Origin of the sequence: Neisseria sp. SLRRB23, from assembly GCF_050896295.1 — a bacterium.
GTDB lineage: Bacteria > Pseudomonadota > Gammaproteobacteria > Burkholderiales > Neisseriaceae > Neisseria.
The window spans coordinates 13926-28932 of the sequence record NZ_JBPBFH010000001.1; the positions used below are offsets into that span (position 1 = coordinate 13926).

Annotated in this window: 15 protein-coding genes and 1 pseudogene; 11 read left to right on the forward strand and 5 right to left on the reverse strand. The window is 54.8% G+C overall.

From position 1 onward, the window contains the following. The first annotated feature begins 52 nt into the window (after window positions 1-52). Both ACRPFF_RS00060 and ACRPFF_RS00065 read left to right on the forward strand, forming a co-directional pair. Complete coding sequence (locus tag ACRPFF_RS00060) at window positions 53-1069, forward strand: lysozyme inhibitor LprI family protein (RefSeq protein ID WP_432673473.1); 1017 nt, start codon at window positions 53-55, stop codon at window positions 1067-1069. A 10-nt stretch (window positions 1070-1079) separates the two neighbouring features. Next, the gene (locus ACRPFF_RS00065) at window positions 1080-1934 is read left to right on the forward strand and encodes a hypothetical protein (RefSeq protein WP_432673513.1); all 855 of its coding nucleotides are present in this window, start codon (window positions 1080-1082) and stop codon (window positions 1932-1934) included. Window positions 1935-2300: 366 nt separating this feature from the next. Here the strand turns inward: ACRPFF_RS00065 and ACRPFF_RS00070 are convergent, their stop codons facing one another. Next, on the reverse strand, window positions 2301-3695 hold the full coding sequence (locus ACRPFF_RS00070) for an OmpP1/FadL family transporter (protein WP_432673474.1): 1395 nt from the start codon (window positions 3693-3695) through the stop codon (window positions 2301-2303). A gap of 77 nt (window positions 3696-3772) precedes the next feature. Beyond that, entirely contained in the window at window positions 3773-3898 is a 126-nt protein-coding gene (locus ACRPFF_RS00075; RefSeq protein ID WP_255489363.1) for a hypothetical protein, read from the reverse strand. Between the two features lie 258 nt (window positions 3899-4156). On the opposite strand from ACRPFF_RS00075, the gene ACRPFF_RS00080 reads away from it, so the two are divergent. Then, complete coding sequence (locus ACRPFF_RS00080) at window positions 4157-4666, forward strand: hypothetical protein (RefSeq protein WP_432673508.1); 510 nt, start codon at window positions 4157-4159, stop codon at window positions 4664-4666. Window positions 4667-4717: 51 nt separating this feature from the next. Here the strand turns inward: ACRPFF_RS00080 and ACRPFF_RS00085 are convergent, their stop codons facing one another. Together ACRPFF_RS00085 and ACRPFF_RS00090 are read right to left on the reverse strand one after the other, a co-directional pair. Then, on the reverse strand, window positions 4718-4843 hold the full coding sequence (locus tag ACRPFF_RS00085; protein ID WP_432673475.1) for a hypothetical protein: 126 nt from the start codon (window positions 4841-4843) through the stop codon (window positions 4718-4720). Next, window positions 4840-5682, reverse strand: coding sequence for a GNAT family N-acetyltransferase (locus tag ACRPFF_RS00090; protein WP_432673476.1), 843 nt, complete (start codon window positions 5680-5682; stop codon window positions 4840-4842). The genes ACRPFF_RS00085 and ACRPFF_RS00090 overlap by 4 nt, the downstream gene beginning before the upstream one ends. A 221-nt stretch (window positions 5683-5903) precedes the next feature. Here ACRPFF_RS00090 and pyrB point away from each other — a divergent pair, with 221 nt between their 5' ends. The 3 genes from pyrB (at window position 5904) to ACRPFF_RS00105 (ending at window position 8019) form a co-directional block, all read left to right on the forward strand. After that, window positions 5904-6824 carry an aspartate carbamoyltransferase gene (gene pyrB, locus ACRPFF_RS00095; RefSeq protein WP_432673477.1) on the forward strand — a complete coding sequence of 307 codons (921 nt, stop codon included), beginning with the start codon at window positions 5904-5906 and terminating at the stop codon, window positions 6822-6824. Between the two features lie 9 nt (window positions 6825-6833). Further along, window positions 6834-7292 carry an aspartate carbamoyltransferase regulatory subunit gene (gene pyrI / locus ACRPFF_RS00100; RefSeq protein ID WP_411713139.1) on the forward strand — a complete coding sequence of 153 codons (459 nt, stop codon included), beginning with the start codon at window positions 6834-6836 and terminating at the stop codon, window positions 7290-7292. Window positions 7293-7359: 67 nt separating this feature from the next. Next, on the forward strand, window positions 7360-8019 hold the full coding sequence (locus tag ACRPFF_RS00105) for a hypothetical protein (RefSeq protein WP_432673509.1): 660 nt from the start codon (window positions 7360-7362) through the stop codon (window positions 8017-8019). Window positions 8020-8081: 62 nt separating this feature from the next. On the opposite strand, the gene ACRPFF_RS00110 is transcribed toward ACRPFF_RS00105, so the two are convergent. Beyond that, entirely contained in the window at window positions 8082-9311 is a 1230-nt protein-coding gene (locus tag ACRPFF_RS00110; protein WP_314169563.1) for a LysM peptidoglycan-binding domain-containing protein, read from the reverse strand. Window positions 9312-9493: 182 nt separating this feature from the next. Between ACRPFF_RS00110 and def the strand changes: the two genes are divergently transcribed. From def to ACRPFF_RS00135, 5 genes and pseudogenes are all read left to right on the forward strand, one after another. Then, window positions 9494-9997: a peptide deformylase gene (def, locus tag ACRPFF_RS00115; protein ID WP_240031161.1), complete on the forward strand. Its 504-nt coding sequence runs from the start codon at window positions 9494-9496 to the stop codon at window positions 9995-9997. A 78-nt stretch (window positions 9998-10075) separates the two neighbouring features. After that, the gene (fmt, locus tag ACRPFF_RS00120; protein WP_432673478.1) at window positions 10076-11002 is read left to right on the forward strand and encodes a methionyl-tRNA formyltransferase; all 927 of its coding nucleotides are present in this window, start codon (window positions 10076-10078) and stop codon (window positions 11000-11002) included. Window positions 11003-11080: 78 nt separating this feature from the next. Further along, window positions 11081-12340 (forward strand): annotated as a pseudogene (gene rsmB / locus ACRPFF_RS00125) (16S rRNA (cytosine(967)-C(5))-methyltransferase RsmB). Continuing rightward, the gene (locus ACRPFF_RS00130; protein ID WP_002221831.1) at window positions 12306-12902 is read left to right on the forward strand and encodes a DUF4390 domain-containing protein; all 597 of its coding nucleotides are present in this window, start codon (window positions 12306-12308) and stop codon (window positions 12900-12902) included. Before rsmB ends, ACRPFF_RS00130 begins: the two are co-directional and overlap by 35 nt. After that, complete coding sequence (locus ACRPFF_RS00135; RefSeq protein ID WP_432673479.1) at window positions 12902-15007, forward strand: ATP-binding protein; 2106 nt, start codon at window positions 12902-12904, stop codon at window positions 15005-15007. The genes ACRPFF_RS00130 and ACRPFF_RS00135 overlap by 1 nt, the downstream gene beginning before the upstream one ends.

Consider the following 15007-nt stretch of genomic DNA (forward strand, 5'->3'; position numbering starts at 1 on the left):
GTGCTTTTGCTATGATAGCCGCCATCGGTCTGCACCGTTTGGAAGGAACATCATGTATCGGAAACTCATTGCGCTGCCGTTTGCCCTGCTGCTTGCCGCATGCGGCAGGGAAGAACCGCCCAAGGCGTTGGAATGCGCCAATCCCGCCGTGTTGCAGGATATACGCGGCAGTATTCAGGAAACGCTCACGCAGGAAGCGCGTTCTTTCGCGCGCGAAGACGGCAGGCAGTTTGTCGATGCCGACAAAATTATCGCCGCCGCCTACGGTTTGGCGTTTTCTTTGGAACACGCTTCGGAAACGCAGGAAGGCGGGCGCACGTTCTGTATCGCCGATTTGAACATTACCGTGCCGTCTGAAACGCTTGCCGATGCCGAGGCAAACAGCCCCCTGCTGTATGGGGAAACGTCTTTGGCAGACATCGTGCAGCAGAAGACGGGCGGCAATGTCGAGTTTAAAGACGGCGTATTGACGGCATCCGTCCGCTTCCTGCCCGCCAAAGACGCTCTGACGGCATTTATCGACAACACGGTCGGTATGGCGGCGCAAACGCTGTCTGCCGCGCTGCTGCCTTACGGCGTGAAGAGCATCGTGATGATAGACGGCAAGGCGGTGAAAAAAGAAGACGCGGTCAGGNTTTTGAGCGGCAAAGCCCGTGAAGAAGAACCGTCCAAACCCACGCCCGAAGACATTTTGGAACACAATGCCGCCGGCGGCGATGCGGGCGTACCCCAAGCCGCAGAAGGCGCGCCCGAACCCGAAATCCTGCATCCCGACGACGTCGAGCGTGCCGATACCGTTACCGTATCACAGGGCGAAGTGGAAGAGGCGCGCGTACAAAACCAACGTGCGGAATCCGAAATTACCAAACTTTGGGGCGGACTCGATACCGACGTGCAAAAAGAGTTGGTCGGCGAACAACGCAAGTGGGCGCAGGAAAAAATCAGCAACTGCCGACAAGCCGCCGCGCAGGCAGACGGGAAAGAATACGCCGAATATCTCAAATTGCAGTGCGACACGCGGATGACGCGCGAACGGATACAGTATCTTCGCGGCTATTCCATCGATTAGGGGCAAACCGATGAATACCGTCCCCAAAAGCAGGATTCCCATCAAACCGCTGCCCGAAAAAACCACAGCCGAAGCCAAAGTCGAAAAATGGCGGCAGCTCGGTGCGGAACACGGTTTGTCGGGCGAATGGGCAGTTGCCGCCAGATTGGACCAATTCGAGCGGCTGTTGGGCGACACCGTCCTCGATCCGTTCTACTATTGCCTGACGCGTATGGCGAAGGGCGAAGAAGATTTGAAATATATTTATATCGCCTTCCGCCAGTCTTTCGGCGGCATCTTCAATTCGTTTGAAAACTTCCGCCTGTTGCCCGCGCTGTGGATGAGCAGGGATGCGGAAAATATGTCTGACCGCATGAACGCCTATATTTCCGCAATGGAAGACCGCCGCCGCGAGATATTGTCCATTCGGCAGGGAAAGCCTGAAGAAGAATTTTCCCGCAAGATGGCCAGCTGCCTAACCGACTTGGAAAACTGTTTGGAAAAATACCTCGAACAGTTCGGGCCGGTATCGGAAAGTATCGAAGCCTGTACCGCCAAACTGCAGGAGCAACCGTCGTTCTTCAACAGGCTGATGAAAACCAACGACAAGCTCAACAGGCAGATTGACGTGTTGCAGAAACAGTCGGCAGCCATCCACAACGAAGCTTATATTGAGATGAACACGCTGCTTTACCGCCATCGCGAAGTGGTTTCCGTCCACAACCGCAAGGCGGATTATGCGGAAAAGGGCAAAGAGCGGATTGCGCTGTTCCCGCGCGGCTTGAACGGCATCACCAAGCTGCCTGCTGCCGTTTTGCTGCCCGAGCGTTCCGATTGTTTTGATATGAAGGCAGTTTGGCAAATGTTTAATAGAATACCGAGGTAGGCGTATCGGCTGCCGGATAAAAATGCCGTCTGAAACGGAAGCGTTCAGACGGCATTGTTGCAGTGGAACAAATCAAAATGCACCCCGTCATTCCTGTCTGTACGGGGATAGCGGCAGTGTTTTCCTGCTTCGATTTATAGTGGATTAACAAAAACCAGTACGGCGTTGCCTCGCCTTAGCTCAAAGAGAACGATTCTCTAAGGTGCTCAAGCACCAAGTGAATCGGTTCCGTACTATTTGTACTGTTTGCGGCTTCGTCGCCTTGTCCTGATTTTTGTTAATCCACTATAAATCGAGCCTAAAACAATGCCGTCTGAAACGGAAATCTGTTTCAGACGGCATTTCTACAATCAAACGGCGGGACGTTTATTTGAATTTGTAGGTGTATTGCAGGCCGATGATGTCGGCGTGGTTTTTGAAACGTGCGGAAGACGCGCCTTTGCTGTCCACATCGCTGCCGCTTGCCTTCGCCGTGCGGTAGCTGGTGTCGTTGATGTGGATGTGGGTGTAGGCGGCATCGACGACGTGGTTTTTGCCGATATTGTATTTCATACCGGCGGAGAACCAGATGCGGTTGCCGTCGGGCAGGCTGTTCATGCGGTAGTCGGCGTTGCGGACGGGCGATTTGTCAAAAGCGATGCCGGAGCGCAGTTGCAGCGGTTCGCTGATTTGATAAGAACCGCCGAAGCCGACTTTGTAGGTGTTGCGCCAGTTGGGGGTGATGGTGGTGCGGTCAGATTTGCCTTTGACGACGGTTTTTTCTTTTTCAAAAACCAGTTCCGCCTTATTGAAGCGGCTGTGGCGCGTCCAGGTTACGTCGCTGAACAGGTCGGCTTTGTCGGACACTTTGTACATTCCGTGTACGGACAAAGACTCAGGCGTTACGATTTTGACGCGGGCTTTTTCGCTTGGCGTGTAGCCGAGCGGTGTGAGCATATTGTCATTCCACTGTTGTTTCGCCGCCGCGCCGTCTGCCGCCCATTCGGCATCGCCTTTGAGCGTGTGTGAAACTTTGGAACGGTAGTTCACGCCCACGCGCGCGCGGTCGTTGATGTCCCACATCCACGCCAGTTGGTAGCCGACGCCCCAATCGCTGCCTTTGACATCGGCGTGTCCGTCGGCCTTGATTTGAGCGGCTTTAGTTGGATTGGGGGGTGTTTCTTTTAGTGCTCTCGCTTTTTCCATAATCCCCCCGTCGGCATATTTACGCAGTTCGGCGGAAGTATGTTGGGCGATGATGCCTGCGCCGAAGGAATGGTGGTCGTTGAGTTTCCATGCGGCGACAGGTTCGACGGCGATGCTGGTCAGACCGAGTTTGTTGATGTTGTGGCGCAACACGGAATCTTTTTCGTATTCGGTGGCAGAGCCGAAGGGGACGTACACGCCCAAACCCAAAGTTACGTCGTCATTGACTTTGTATGCGCCGTAGATGTGGGGCGCAACCGTGGTTTTGGTGATTTTGCCGCTTTTCGAACCTTGGACGGGAATGCCGGTAAAGTCGGTGGCGGAATCCGCCTCATAATGAATGCTGGGCAACACGATATTGGCGTTGACGGAAATCTGGCTGCTGTCGAGTTTGGTCAGGCCGGCGGGGTTGTAGAAGATGGTCGATGCGTCGGCGGCTTCTGCGGCGGCGGCATTTGCCGTGCTTTGCGCGTTGACCGACTGTGTGCCGAAGTGGTAGCCGGATGCGTGGACAGATGCGGCGGCAAAGGCAGTGCCGAGCAGCAGGACGGTTTTTTTCAGTGTGAAAGGGGTCATTTCGGTTTCCGTAAAAAGGCAGACAAATAAACAAGGCAGTTGACTGCCTTGTTTCGCTTTAGTATAGACACTCAATTTTATACCACGTTGCCGAATTTGCACAATTCTTTCGGCTTCGCCGAAGCGTGCCGATTAGGTTGGTTTGCTGCGGAGGGCAAATAAGATGCCGTCTGAAACCCGGCGGCATCGGTTTCAGACGGCATGGTGTACGGCTCGGATTATCGGGTGCGCAATGTTTCGGCGGCGAGTCGGGTTCGGTCGGTTTGCGTTGTCCGTATGGAATTTCCCTCGGCTCGGAATCTTATGGTTTGATTTTAAAAATGGTTTAAATAGGCGGACTGATGTTTTACCTGTATCGGTGTCGGTGGGGTGCGGCATGATGTTCAAGCTGAATTTATTTTTGTTCGGCGGCCTGCACGGTCGGGTAAAATAAAGTTTTGAACAGCTTGACGGATGAAAAGATGTGGCGGCTTTTGAGTGCTTTGCCGATAGGCGTGGTATTGGCGGATTTGGTGTACGGTTTTGTATTGAATGTGTTGCAGGGTTTGGATTTGCAGCGTGCCGTGCCGGATTCTGAAGGCGTATTGGCCGTTACCCCCGATATTGCGTTCAACAGTTTGCAGATTGTTGCAAACGGAGGTATGTCGGCGGTAGTCGGCTTCGGGTTGGTGGTTTTGTTTTTGCTCAACCGTTCGGTGTTGCGGCGGCAGGTTTTGGAAATCGGAATATTCCGGACGTTGGGTTTGGTGGCGGTTTTGGCGTTTAGCGTGCCTTCGGTGTGGGAGTGGGCAAACGCGCTGTTGTCGCTGATGCGTGGCGTTGATGTGGTCAATACGGGTAATGCGCGTTATGTCCTGACGGCTTTGTGTATGCCGTGGCTGGCGGTGTTGTGCGTGGTCAGGCTGTTTGGCTGGTATAGGCTGCAGACGGTTTCGGTCAGGGCTGCAAAGACCGGCAACGTTGAAAAATAGAACGCATATTGTGAAATGCCGTCTGAAGCAACGGGGTTCAGACGGCATTTTTTAACGGCTGTGCCGGGTTTCGATACCGGTTTTGATTTCGCCGTAAATCCGGCTGCCGCCTTGTCCGGAAAAGGTGGTGCAGGCGGCAAGGGGCAACAGGGTGCAGATGAGGAGGAGTATTTTCATTTGGGGTCGCAACGGAAGTGGTAGGCGCAGATATCAAAACCGTTTTTGAAATACAGGCGGTGCGCGTCGGCACGGTCGTGGTTGACGTGGACGTTAAGGTGGATTTTGGTAACCCCTGTTTCTGCACCGATTTTCCGGACTTCTTCCAGCAGGTGCGAAGCATAACCTTTGCGGCGGCTTTGCGGCAGGGTAACGATGTCGTCGATATGGATATGTCGGCCGCTGGCGAGGTTGCAGGCTTCGTGGAAACCGCAGACGGCGACGGCATTGTATTTACCTTCTTCAAAAATACCCAGCAGGCGGTAGCCTTGGGGGCGTTGGATTTTGTTGATCTGTTCGGTAAAGCGGTTGATGTCGGTCAGGGCGGAACGCAAAACGCTCAAGGCTGCAAAGGCGGTGGCGGTGTCGTCCGCGCCGATTTCGCGCAAAATGTAGGATGCGCCCGAGGCGGTCTGTTCCTGTGCTTTCTCGGCGGCGTGTTTTTCTTCGATTGCCTGTGCCAGCAGGACACGTTCGTCGGCAGGGTCGTTTTGTCCGCCCTGTTCGCGTTCTTCAAGCAGGGCTTTGCAGTCGATGACGCGCAGGTCGTTGTCGGCGGCAAAGTCCATCAGGAAGCGGAACATCTGCGGATTGTCGGTTTCCAGTTTTTTATCGACGGCGACGCAGCGGATGTTGTCCACCAGCATGGGGCGCACCCATTTCGAGTAGGAAAGCCTGTTGTCTTTGGTAAACGAGGACAGGATGCCGCACAGGCGTTCCGCCCAGTCGCTGGGACGGAAAATCTTGCCGGAACTCGTTGTGCCGTGGATGACGACTTCGTAAGGGTTGCAGACTAACATGGCGGCTTCCTGAAAAGAAATGTCTGGCGCGATTATACCTTATGCTTATGCGGGCGTGTTTGGATATGCCGTCTGAAAAGTACAGGATTCGTGCGGTAAAACTTTGCGGCGGCAAATGTGCGATAATACGCGGCGTATTGCCGCTTTTTGAAACACTCGGGCGGTGTGGATGCATAACCGGATGCCTGCTTGGCGCGGGTCTTTTACGGAGGAGGGGTGAAATGCCTAATCCGCTATATAAACAGCATGTTATTTCTATTTCTGATTTGACGCGGGAACAGCTCGAGCTGCTGCTTCAGACGGCATTGAAACTGAAGTCGGAGCCGCGCGGCGACCTGCTGGAAGGGAAACTTATCGGTTCGTGCTTCTTTGAACCGTCCACGCGCACGAGGCTGTCGTTTGAAACGGCGGTGCAGCGGCTGGGCGGCAAAGTTATCGGTTTCTCGGACGGCGCGAATACCAGTGCCAAAAAAGGCGAAACGCTTGCCGATACCGCCCGCATCATTTCCGGCTACACCGACGCAATCATCCAACGCCACCCCAAAGACGGCGCGGCGCGCGTGGCAGCGGAGTTTTCGCGCGTCCCCGTTATCAACGCCGGCGACGGCACGAACCAGCACCCCAGTCAGACGCTGCTCGACCTGGTTACCATTTATGAAACGCAGGGACGTTTGGACAAGCTAAAAATCGCCATGGCAGGCGACTTGAAATACGGGCGCACCGTGCATTCGCTTTGTCAGGCGTTGAAACGCTGGAATTGTGAATTTGCCTTTGTTTCGCCGCCCAGCCTCGCGATGCCCGACTACATTACCGAAGAGTTGGAAGAAGCTGGCTGCCGATACCGTATCCTCGGCAGTTTGGAAGAGGCGACGGAATGGGCAGACATCCTGTATATGACCCGTGTTCAGCGCGAGCGTTTCGACGAACAGGAATTTGCCAAAATCCAAGGCAAATTCAACCTCGAAGCGTCTATGCTCGCCCACGCCAAACCGAACCTGCGCGTGCTGCACCCTTTGCCGCGCGTGGATGAAATCCATCCCGATGTCGATGCTACGCCGCATGCCTATTATTTCGAGCAGGCAACCAACGGCGTTTATGCGCGTATGGCGATATTGTCGCTGGTGTTGAACGAAGAAGTGTGAGGAACCGATATGGAAACCCCGAAACTCAGTGTCGAAGCCATTGAAAAAGGTACGGTTATCGACCATATTCCCGCCGGCAGGGGGCTGACCATCCTGCGCCAGTTCAAACTTTTGCACTACGGCAACGCGGTAACCGTGGGCTTCAACCTGCCCAGCAAAACCCAAGGCAGCAAAGACATCATCAAAATCAACGGAGTATGGTTGGACGACAGTGCCGCCGACCGCCTTGCCCTGTTCGCCCCCGAAGCGGTGGTCAATACTATCGACAATTTCAAGGTCGTGCAGAAGCGGCATTTGAACCTGCCCGATGAAATCGCCGAAGTGTTCCGCTGCCCGAACCCCAATTGCGCCAGCCACGGCGAGCCGGTCAAAAGCCGGTTTTATGTTAAAAAACACAACGGGCAGACGCGGCTGAAATGCCACTACTGCGAAAAAACCTACAGCCGGGATTCGGTGGCGGAAGCCTGACGGATTCCCGCAGCCCGGCGGCGGAATTTTGCCTGCCGCCATTTTGCCAACTTGAAATGGAATAATGATGCACGCTTCTATCCAAAGCCGCTTTGCACCGATACTTTACGTTTTGATTTTCTTTGCCGGTTTTTTGACTGCGCAAATCTGGTTCAATCAGAAAGCCTATACTGAAGAGCTGCCCCCACTTCTGTCCGCATTGTCCGCCGTCGCGCTGGTGTGGCTGGCGTGGGCTGCCGTATCCGCCCGTTCAAAGGTTAAGGCGGAAAAGTTCTACCGCGAAAAAATGATACAGAACGAAAGCATCCATCCGGTTCTCCACGCTTCTTTGCAACACTTGGAACACAAGCCGCAAATGCTCGCCCTGCTGGTCAAAAACCACGGCAAAGGCATGGCGGAACAGGTCAGGTTCAAGGCGGAAGTGCTGCCCGACGACGAAGACGCGCGCACGATTGCCGCCGAGTTGGCAAAAATGGATATGTTCGCATTGGGGACGGACGCGGTTGCTTCGGGTGAAACCTATGGACGCGTGTTCGCCGATATTTTCGAGTTGTCGGCGGCTTTGGAAGGGCGCGCGTTCAAAGGGATACTGAAACTGACGGCGGAATATAAAAACATCTTCGGCGATGCCTGCCGTTCGGAAACGGCGTTGGATTTGGACGCGCTCAATCAGGCGTTGCAGGAGATTTCAAAAACATCGGAAAAGCCTAAGCGGATATTTTATTGAAGATGGAAAAATGCCGTCTGAAACGGAAGGTGTTTCAGACGGCATTTTTGTCGGATGATGAATTATTCGGAGCGGTCGAAGCCAAACTTCACGCGGCTGCGGTTCGAATCCGGCATATTGTCCAAATCCTGTCCCGGATTGGCGGCGGTGTCGCCTATGGAAATATCGGAGATGTTTTCCAGAATGATGGCGGACGACAGGTGTTCGGAGGTGCGGTAAACCATTGCCAGGGCCACTTCTTCCGCAGGAGTGGAAATCAGCTCGACCGTGTCTTTACTCTTGGGTGCTTGTGCCAAGTTGTTGGAGAGGTCGACTTTCATAACCTTATTGCGTTTGTACAGGCTCAATACCGTGCCTTTGTCCAAACCATCTGCTTCGCCTTTGTCTATCGTAATGGTTTGGAACTGACCGGCAACCCCCGTGCCTTCAAATACGGAAACGATTTTTGCCTGAACCGGACGGGACGGTTCATGCGGTATCATGTTGAAGCGGTCGGTGTCTTCCGGCATTTTCATCAGGTAGTCGCCCTGCTGTATTTCGGAAATGGCGGTTTCGACCACCAGCGGCTGTATCGAATGGGTGCGCAGCGGGGTAATCAGAGGATGGGCGCGGGTATAGTATTCGTTGTCTTTCAACTGCTCTGCCGCCTGTTCGGAGCGTTGCTCGAGTGCCGAATCGGTATAGGGGAGAGCGCGCACGATGCCGCTGAATGCGACTTCTTGTCCGAGGAATTTACCCGTATCCGGATCAGTGATATTTTTATTGATACGGTAGGTCAGGTAGCGGCCCGGTTCTTGCAGCCCTTTAGTGTAAACACGGTCTCCTTTGGTATACAGCATCCTGCTGTCGGGTCCCGCCACCAGGCGCGGCGCGGCAGCGGTTTCTTTGAGGGAAACGATTTGCGGGTGCTGCATAAAGACGCGGTAGAAGTTGACATCGATAGCGGGAATACCGTATCCGGACACTTCTTTATTCGGACTCATTTTGACAACCGGGATGTTGTCTGTTTGTTCCAGGCTGAGGCGCGGTTCGCCGTTAACGTAGCGCAACACCAAAACTTGACCCGGATAAATCAGGTTGGGATTGTGGATTTGGCTGCGGTTTGCACCCCACAGGCGGCCCCATTGCCACGGGCTGTACAGGTATTTGCCCGAAATGCCCCACAGGGTGTCGCCCTGTTTGACTGTGTACCGTTGCGGCGCATTCGGACGTACCTTCAGATTTGCCGCCAAAGTTTGTGTCGAGAATACCATGCCTGCCATGCAGAGCAGGGTTATAATACGATGTTGCATAACCGTTCCCCTTATAACTGAATTTCGGTTTGTTTGTTTGATTGGGTTGGAAAAAGCGGCGACGGTCTTTTCGGGACGTGCCGCATTACAATAAATTATTCGTATTTTAACATCGAATTAACCATACCATCACGGTAATTGTGAAAAACAGGCAGCGTATCTGCCGACGGAAAGAGAAAATTATGGCTTTACTGAATATCCTCCAATATCCCGACGAGCGTCTGCACACGGTGGCAAAGCCTGTCGAACAAGTTGACGAGCGCATCCAAAAGCTGGTTGCCGATATGTTTGAAACGATGTACGAGGCGCGCGGCATCGGGCTGGCGGCGACGCAGGTCGATGTGCACGAGCGCGTGGTCGTGATGGATTTGTCCGAAGACCGCAGCGAACCGCGCGTGTTCATCAACCCCGTTATTGTCGAAAAAGACGGCGAAACCACTTACGAAGAGGGCTGCCTGTCGGTACCGGGCATTTACGACACCGTAACCCGAGCCGAACGCGTCAAGGTCGAGGCTTTGAACGAAAAAGGCGAAAAGTTCACGTTGGAAGCGGACGGCTTGCTGGCGATTTGCGTGCAGCACGAGTTGGACCACCTGATGGGCATTGTGTTTGTCGAACGCCTGTCGCAGCTCAAGCAGAGCCGGATTAAGACCAAGTTGAAAAAACGTCAGAAACATACGATTTGACCCTTTTGCCATGCCGTCTGAACGCTGCGGCGTTTTCAGACGGCATCGCGACACACCCCGCGCACATTAGGACACGATATGAAAGTCATCTTCGCCGGAACGCCCGATTTTGCCGCCGCCGCTTTAAAAGCCGTTGCCGCTGCCGGTTTTGAAATCCCGCTGGTGTTGACCCAGCCCGACCGCCCTAAAGGACGCGGTATGCAACTGACCGCCCCGCCCGTCAAACAAGCCGCGCTGGAACTCGGTTTGCGCGTGGCACAGCCCGAAAAACTGCGCAACAACGCCGAAGCCCTGCAAATGCTCAAAGAGGTCGAGGCAGACGTAATGGTGGTGGCCGCCTACGGGTTGATTCTGCCGCAAGACGTGTTGGATGCGCCGAAACACGGCTGCCTCAACATCCACGCTTCGCTGCTGCCCCGTTGGCGCGGAGCGGCACCGATTCAACGTGCGATTGANGCCGGCGATGCCGAAACCGGCGTGTGCATTATGCAGATGGACATCGGTTTGGACACCGGCGATGTGGTCAGCGAACACCGCTACGCCATCCAACCTACCGATACCGCCAACGAAGTCCACGACGCGCTGATGGAAATCGGTGCGGCGGCGGTTGTTGCCGATTTGCAACAGCTTCAAAGCAAAGGCCGTCTGAACGCGGTCAAACAGCCCGAAGAAGGTGTTACTTACGCCCAAAAATTGAGCAAAGAAGAAGCGCGTATCGATTGGAGCGAAAGCGCGGCGGTTATCGAACGCAAAATCCGCGCCTTCAACCCCGTGCCTGCCGCGTGGGTTGAGTATCAGGGCAAGCCGATGAAAATCCGGCGCGCCGAAGTGGTGGCGCAACAAGGCACGGCAGGCGAAGTGTTGTCCTGTTTGGCGGACGGTTTGGTCGTTGCCTGCGGCGAAAACGCGCTGAAGATTACCGAATTGCAGCCTGCCGGCGGCAGGCGTATGAATATCGCGGCGTTTGCAGCAGGACGGCATATCGAAGCAGGAACGAAGCTGTAAATCCCTTCAGACGGCATTCCGATCCGCAAACGGGAATGCCGTCTGAAACCATCAGTTGAAGAAAGCGAATCACATAATATGAGTATGGCACTTGCCCAAAAACTTGCCGCCGACAGCATTGCGGCGGTTGCCGAAGGGCGCAACCTTCAGGACGTGTTGGCGCACATCCGCGCGGCGCATCCCGAGCTTACGGCGCAGGAAAACGGCGCGTTGCAGGATATCGCCTACGGCTGCCAGCGTTATTTGGGCAGTTTGAAACATATGCTCGCGCAGATGCTGAAAAAACCGATTGGCAATCCGCAGCTCGAAAGCCTGCTTTTGGCGGCGTTGTACCAACTGCATTACACGCGCAACGCGCCGCACGCCGTGGTCAATGAGGCGGTGGAAAGCATAGCCAAAATCGGGCGCGGGCAGTACCGTTCGTTTGCCAACGCGGTTTTGCGCCGCTTTTTGCGCGAACGCGACAAGCTTGTGGCTTCCTGTAAAGAAGACGATGTGGCGAAACACAACCTGCCGCTGTGGTGGGTTGCCTACCTGAAAAACCATTATCCGAAACACTGGCACAACATCACTGCCGCGCTGCAATCCCATCCGCCGATGACTTTGCGCGTCAACCGCCGACACGGCAATGCCGAAAGCTATTTGGAAAAACTGGTGGCGGAAGGTATCGCGGCTAAGGCGTTGGACGAATATGCGGTTACGTTGGAAGAAGCCGTGCCGGTAAACCGCCTGCCCGGCTTTTCAGACGGCATTGTTTCGGTACAGGACTTCGGCGCGCAGCAGGCGGCGTATCTCCTTAACCCGAAAGACGGCGAACGGATTTTGGACGCGTGCGCCGCGCCGGGCGGCAAGACGGGGCATATCTTGGAATTGGCGGATTGCCGTGTTACCGCCTTGGACATTGATGCAGGCCGTCTGAAACGGGTGGAAGACAATATCGCGCGTCTGGGCTTTCAGACGGCATCGACGGCGTGTGCCGATGCACAGGACCTGTCGGCATGGTATGATGGGAAACCGTTTGACGCCGTCCTTGCCGACGTGCCGTGCACCGCCTCGGGCGTGGCGCGGCGCAATCCCGACGTGAAATGGCTGCGCCGTCCGACCGACGCGCTCAAAACCGCCCGTCAGCAGAAAGCCCTGCTGGACGCATTGTGGCAGGTGCTGAAAAGGGGGGGAAGGATGTTGATCGCCACCTGTTCCGTGTTCGTCGAGGAAAACGACGGNCAATTGTAAAAATTCCTCAACCGCCATGCCGATGCAGAACTGATCGAATCGCGGGTACTCTTACCGAACAAACACCAAGATGGCTTTTATTACGCGCTTATTCAAAAGCAGTAAATGGCTGATTGTGCCGCTGATGCTCCCCGCCTTTCAGAATGTGGCGGCGGAGGGGATAGATGTGAGCCGTGCCGAAGCGAGGATAACCGACGGCGGGCAGCTCTCAGTCAGCAGCCGCTTCCAAACTGAGCTGCCCGACCAGCTCCAACAGGCGTTGCGCCGGGGCGTGCCGCTCAATTTCACCTTAAGCTGGCAGCTTTCTGCCCCGACAATCGCTTCTTATCGGTTTAAATTGGGGCAACTGATTGGCGATGACGACAATATTGACTACAAACTGAGTTTCCATCCGCTGACCAACCGCTACCGCGTTACCGTCGGCGCGTTTTCGACAGACTACGACACTTTGGGTGCGGCATTGCGTGCGACCGGCGCGGTTGCCAACTGGAAAGTCTTGAACAAAGGCGCGTTGTCCGGTGCGGAAGCAGGGGAAACCAAGGCGGAAATCCGCCTGCTGCTGTCCACTTCAAAACTGCCCAAGCCTTTTCAAATCAACGCATTGACTTCTCAAAACTGGCATTTGGATTCGGGTTGGAAACCTTTAAACATTATCGGGAACAAATAATGCGCCGTTTTCTACTGATAGCAGCCATATGCGCCGTCGTCCTGTTGTACGGACTGACGGCGGCAACCGGCAGCACCAGTTCGCTGGCGGATTATTTCTGGTGGATAGTCGCATTCAGCGCAATGTTGCTGCTGGTACTGTCCGCCGTTTTGGCACGTTATGTCATATTGCTGTTGAAAGACAGGCGCGACGGCGTATTCGGTTCGCAGATTGCCAAACGCCTTTCCGGGATGTTCACGCTGGTCGCCGTATTGCCCGGCGTGTTTCTGTTCGGCGTTTCCGCACAGTTCATCAACGGTACGATTAATTCGTGGTTCGGCAACGACACCCACGAAGCCCTCGAACGCAGTCTCAATTTGAGCAAGTCCGCATTGAATCTGGCGGCAGACAATGCCCTCAGCAATGCCGTCCCCGTCCAGATAGACCTCATCAGCACCGCCTCCCTATCCGGCAATATGGGTAGGGTGCTGGAACATTATGCCGGCGGGTTTACACAGTTGTCCCTTTACAATGCGGCAAGCGGTAAAATTGAAAAAAGCATCAATCCGTATAAGCTTGACCAGCCGTTTCCGGATAAGGAACATTGGGAGAAAATCCAGCAGGCCGGCTCGGTCAGGAGCTTGGAAAGTATAGGCGGCGTATTGTACGCGCAGGGCTGGCTGCTGGTGGGTACATACAACGGACGCGATTACGCGCTGTTTTTTCGTCAGCCCATTCCCAAAGGCGTGGCAGAGGATGCCGTCTTAATCGAAAAGGCAAGGGCGAAATATGCTGAGTTGAGTTACAGCAAAAAGGGTTTACAGACCTTCTTTCTGGCGACGCTGCTTGCCGCCTCGCTGCTGTCGATTTCCCTTGCCCTGGTGATGGCACTGTATTTTGCCCGTCGTTTCGTCGAGCCCATTTTGTCGCTTGCCGAAGGGGCGAAGGCGGTCGCACAGGGCGATTTCAGCCAGATGCGCCCTGTACTGCGCAACGATGAGTTCGGGCGTTTGAGCAAGTTGTTCAACCATATGACCGAGCAGCTTTCCATTGCCAAGAAAGCGGACGAGCGCAACAGGAAGCGCGAAGAAGCCGCCAGGCATTATCTCGAATGCGTGTTGGAGAGCCTGACCACGGGTGTGGTGGTATTTGACGAAACAGGCCGTCTGAAAACCTTCAACAAAGCTGCGGAACATATCTTGGGTATGTCGCTTGTGCCGCTGTGGGGCAGCAACCGGCACGGTTGGCACGGCGTTTCGGTGCAGCATAATCTGCTTGCCGAAGTGTTTGACGCNATCGATGCGACAGCGGGTACGGACAAACCGGTTCAGGTGGGATATGCCGCTCCGGACGATGCCAAAATCCTGCTGGGTAAGGCAACGGTCCTGCCTGAAGACAACGACAACGGTGTGGTCATGGTCATAGACGACATCACCGTATTGATACACGCGCAAAAAGAAGCGGCGTGGGGCGAAGTGGCCAAACGGCTGGCACACGAAATTCGCAATCCGCTCACGCCCATCCAGCTTTCTGCCGAACGGTTGGCGTGGAAATTGGACGGGAAACTGGATGAGCAGGATGCGCAAATCCTGGCACGTTCGACCGAAACCATCGTCAAACAGGTGGCGGCATTGAAGGAAATGGTCGAAGCATTCCGCAATTATGCGCGTTCCCCTTCGCTCAAATTGGAAAAACAGGATTTGAACGTATTGGTCGGCGATGTTTTGGCGTTGTATGAAGCCGGTCCGTGCCGGTTTGCGGCGGAGCTTGTGGGAGAACCGCTGATGGTGGCGGCTGATACGACCGCCATGCGGCAGGTGCTGCACAATATTTTCAAAAATGCCGCCGAAGCGGCAGAGGAAGCCGATATGCCCGAAGTCAGGGTAAAATCGGAGGCGGGGAGGGACGGACAGATTGTCCTGACGGTTTGCGACAACGGCAAGGGATTCGGCAAGGAAATGCTGCACAATGCTTTCGAGCCGTATGTGACGGACAAGCCGGCGGGAACGGGACTGGGTCTGCCCGTAGTGAAAAAAATCATTGAAGAACACGGCGGCCGCATCAGTTTGAGCAATCAGGATGCGGGTGGGGCGTGTGTCAGAATAATCTTGCCAAAAACGGTATAA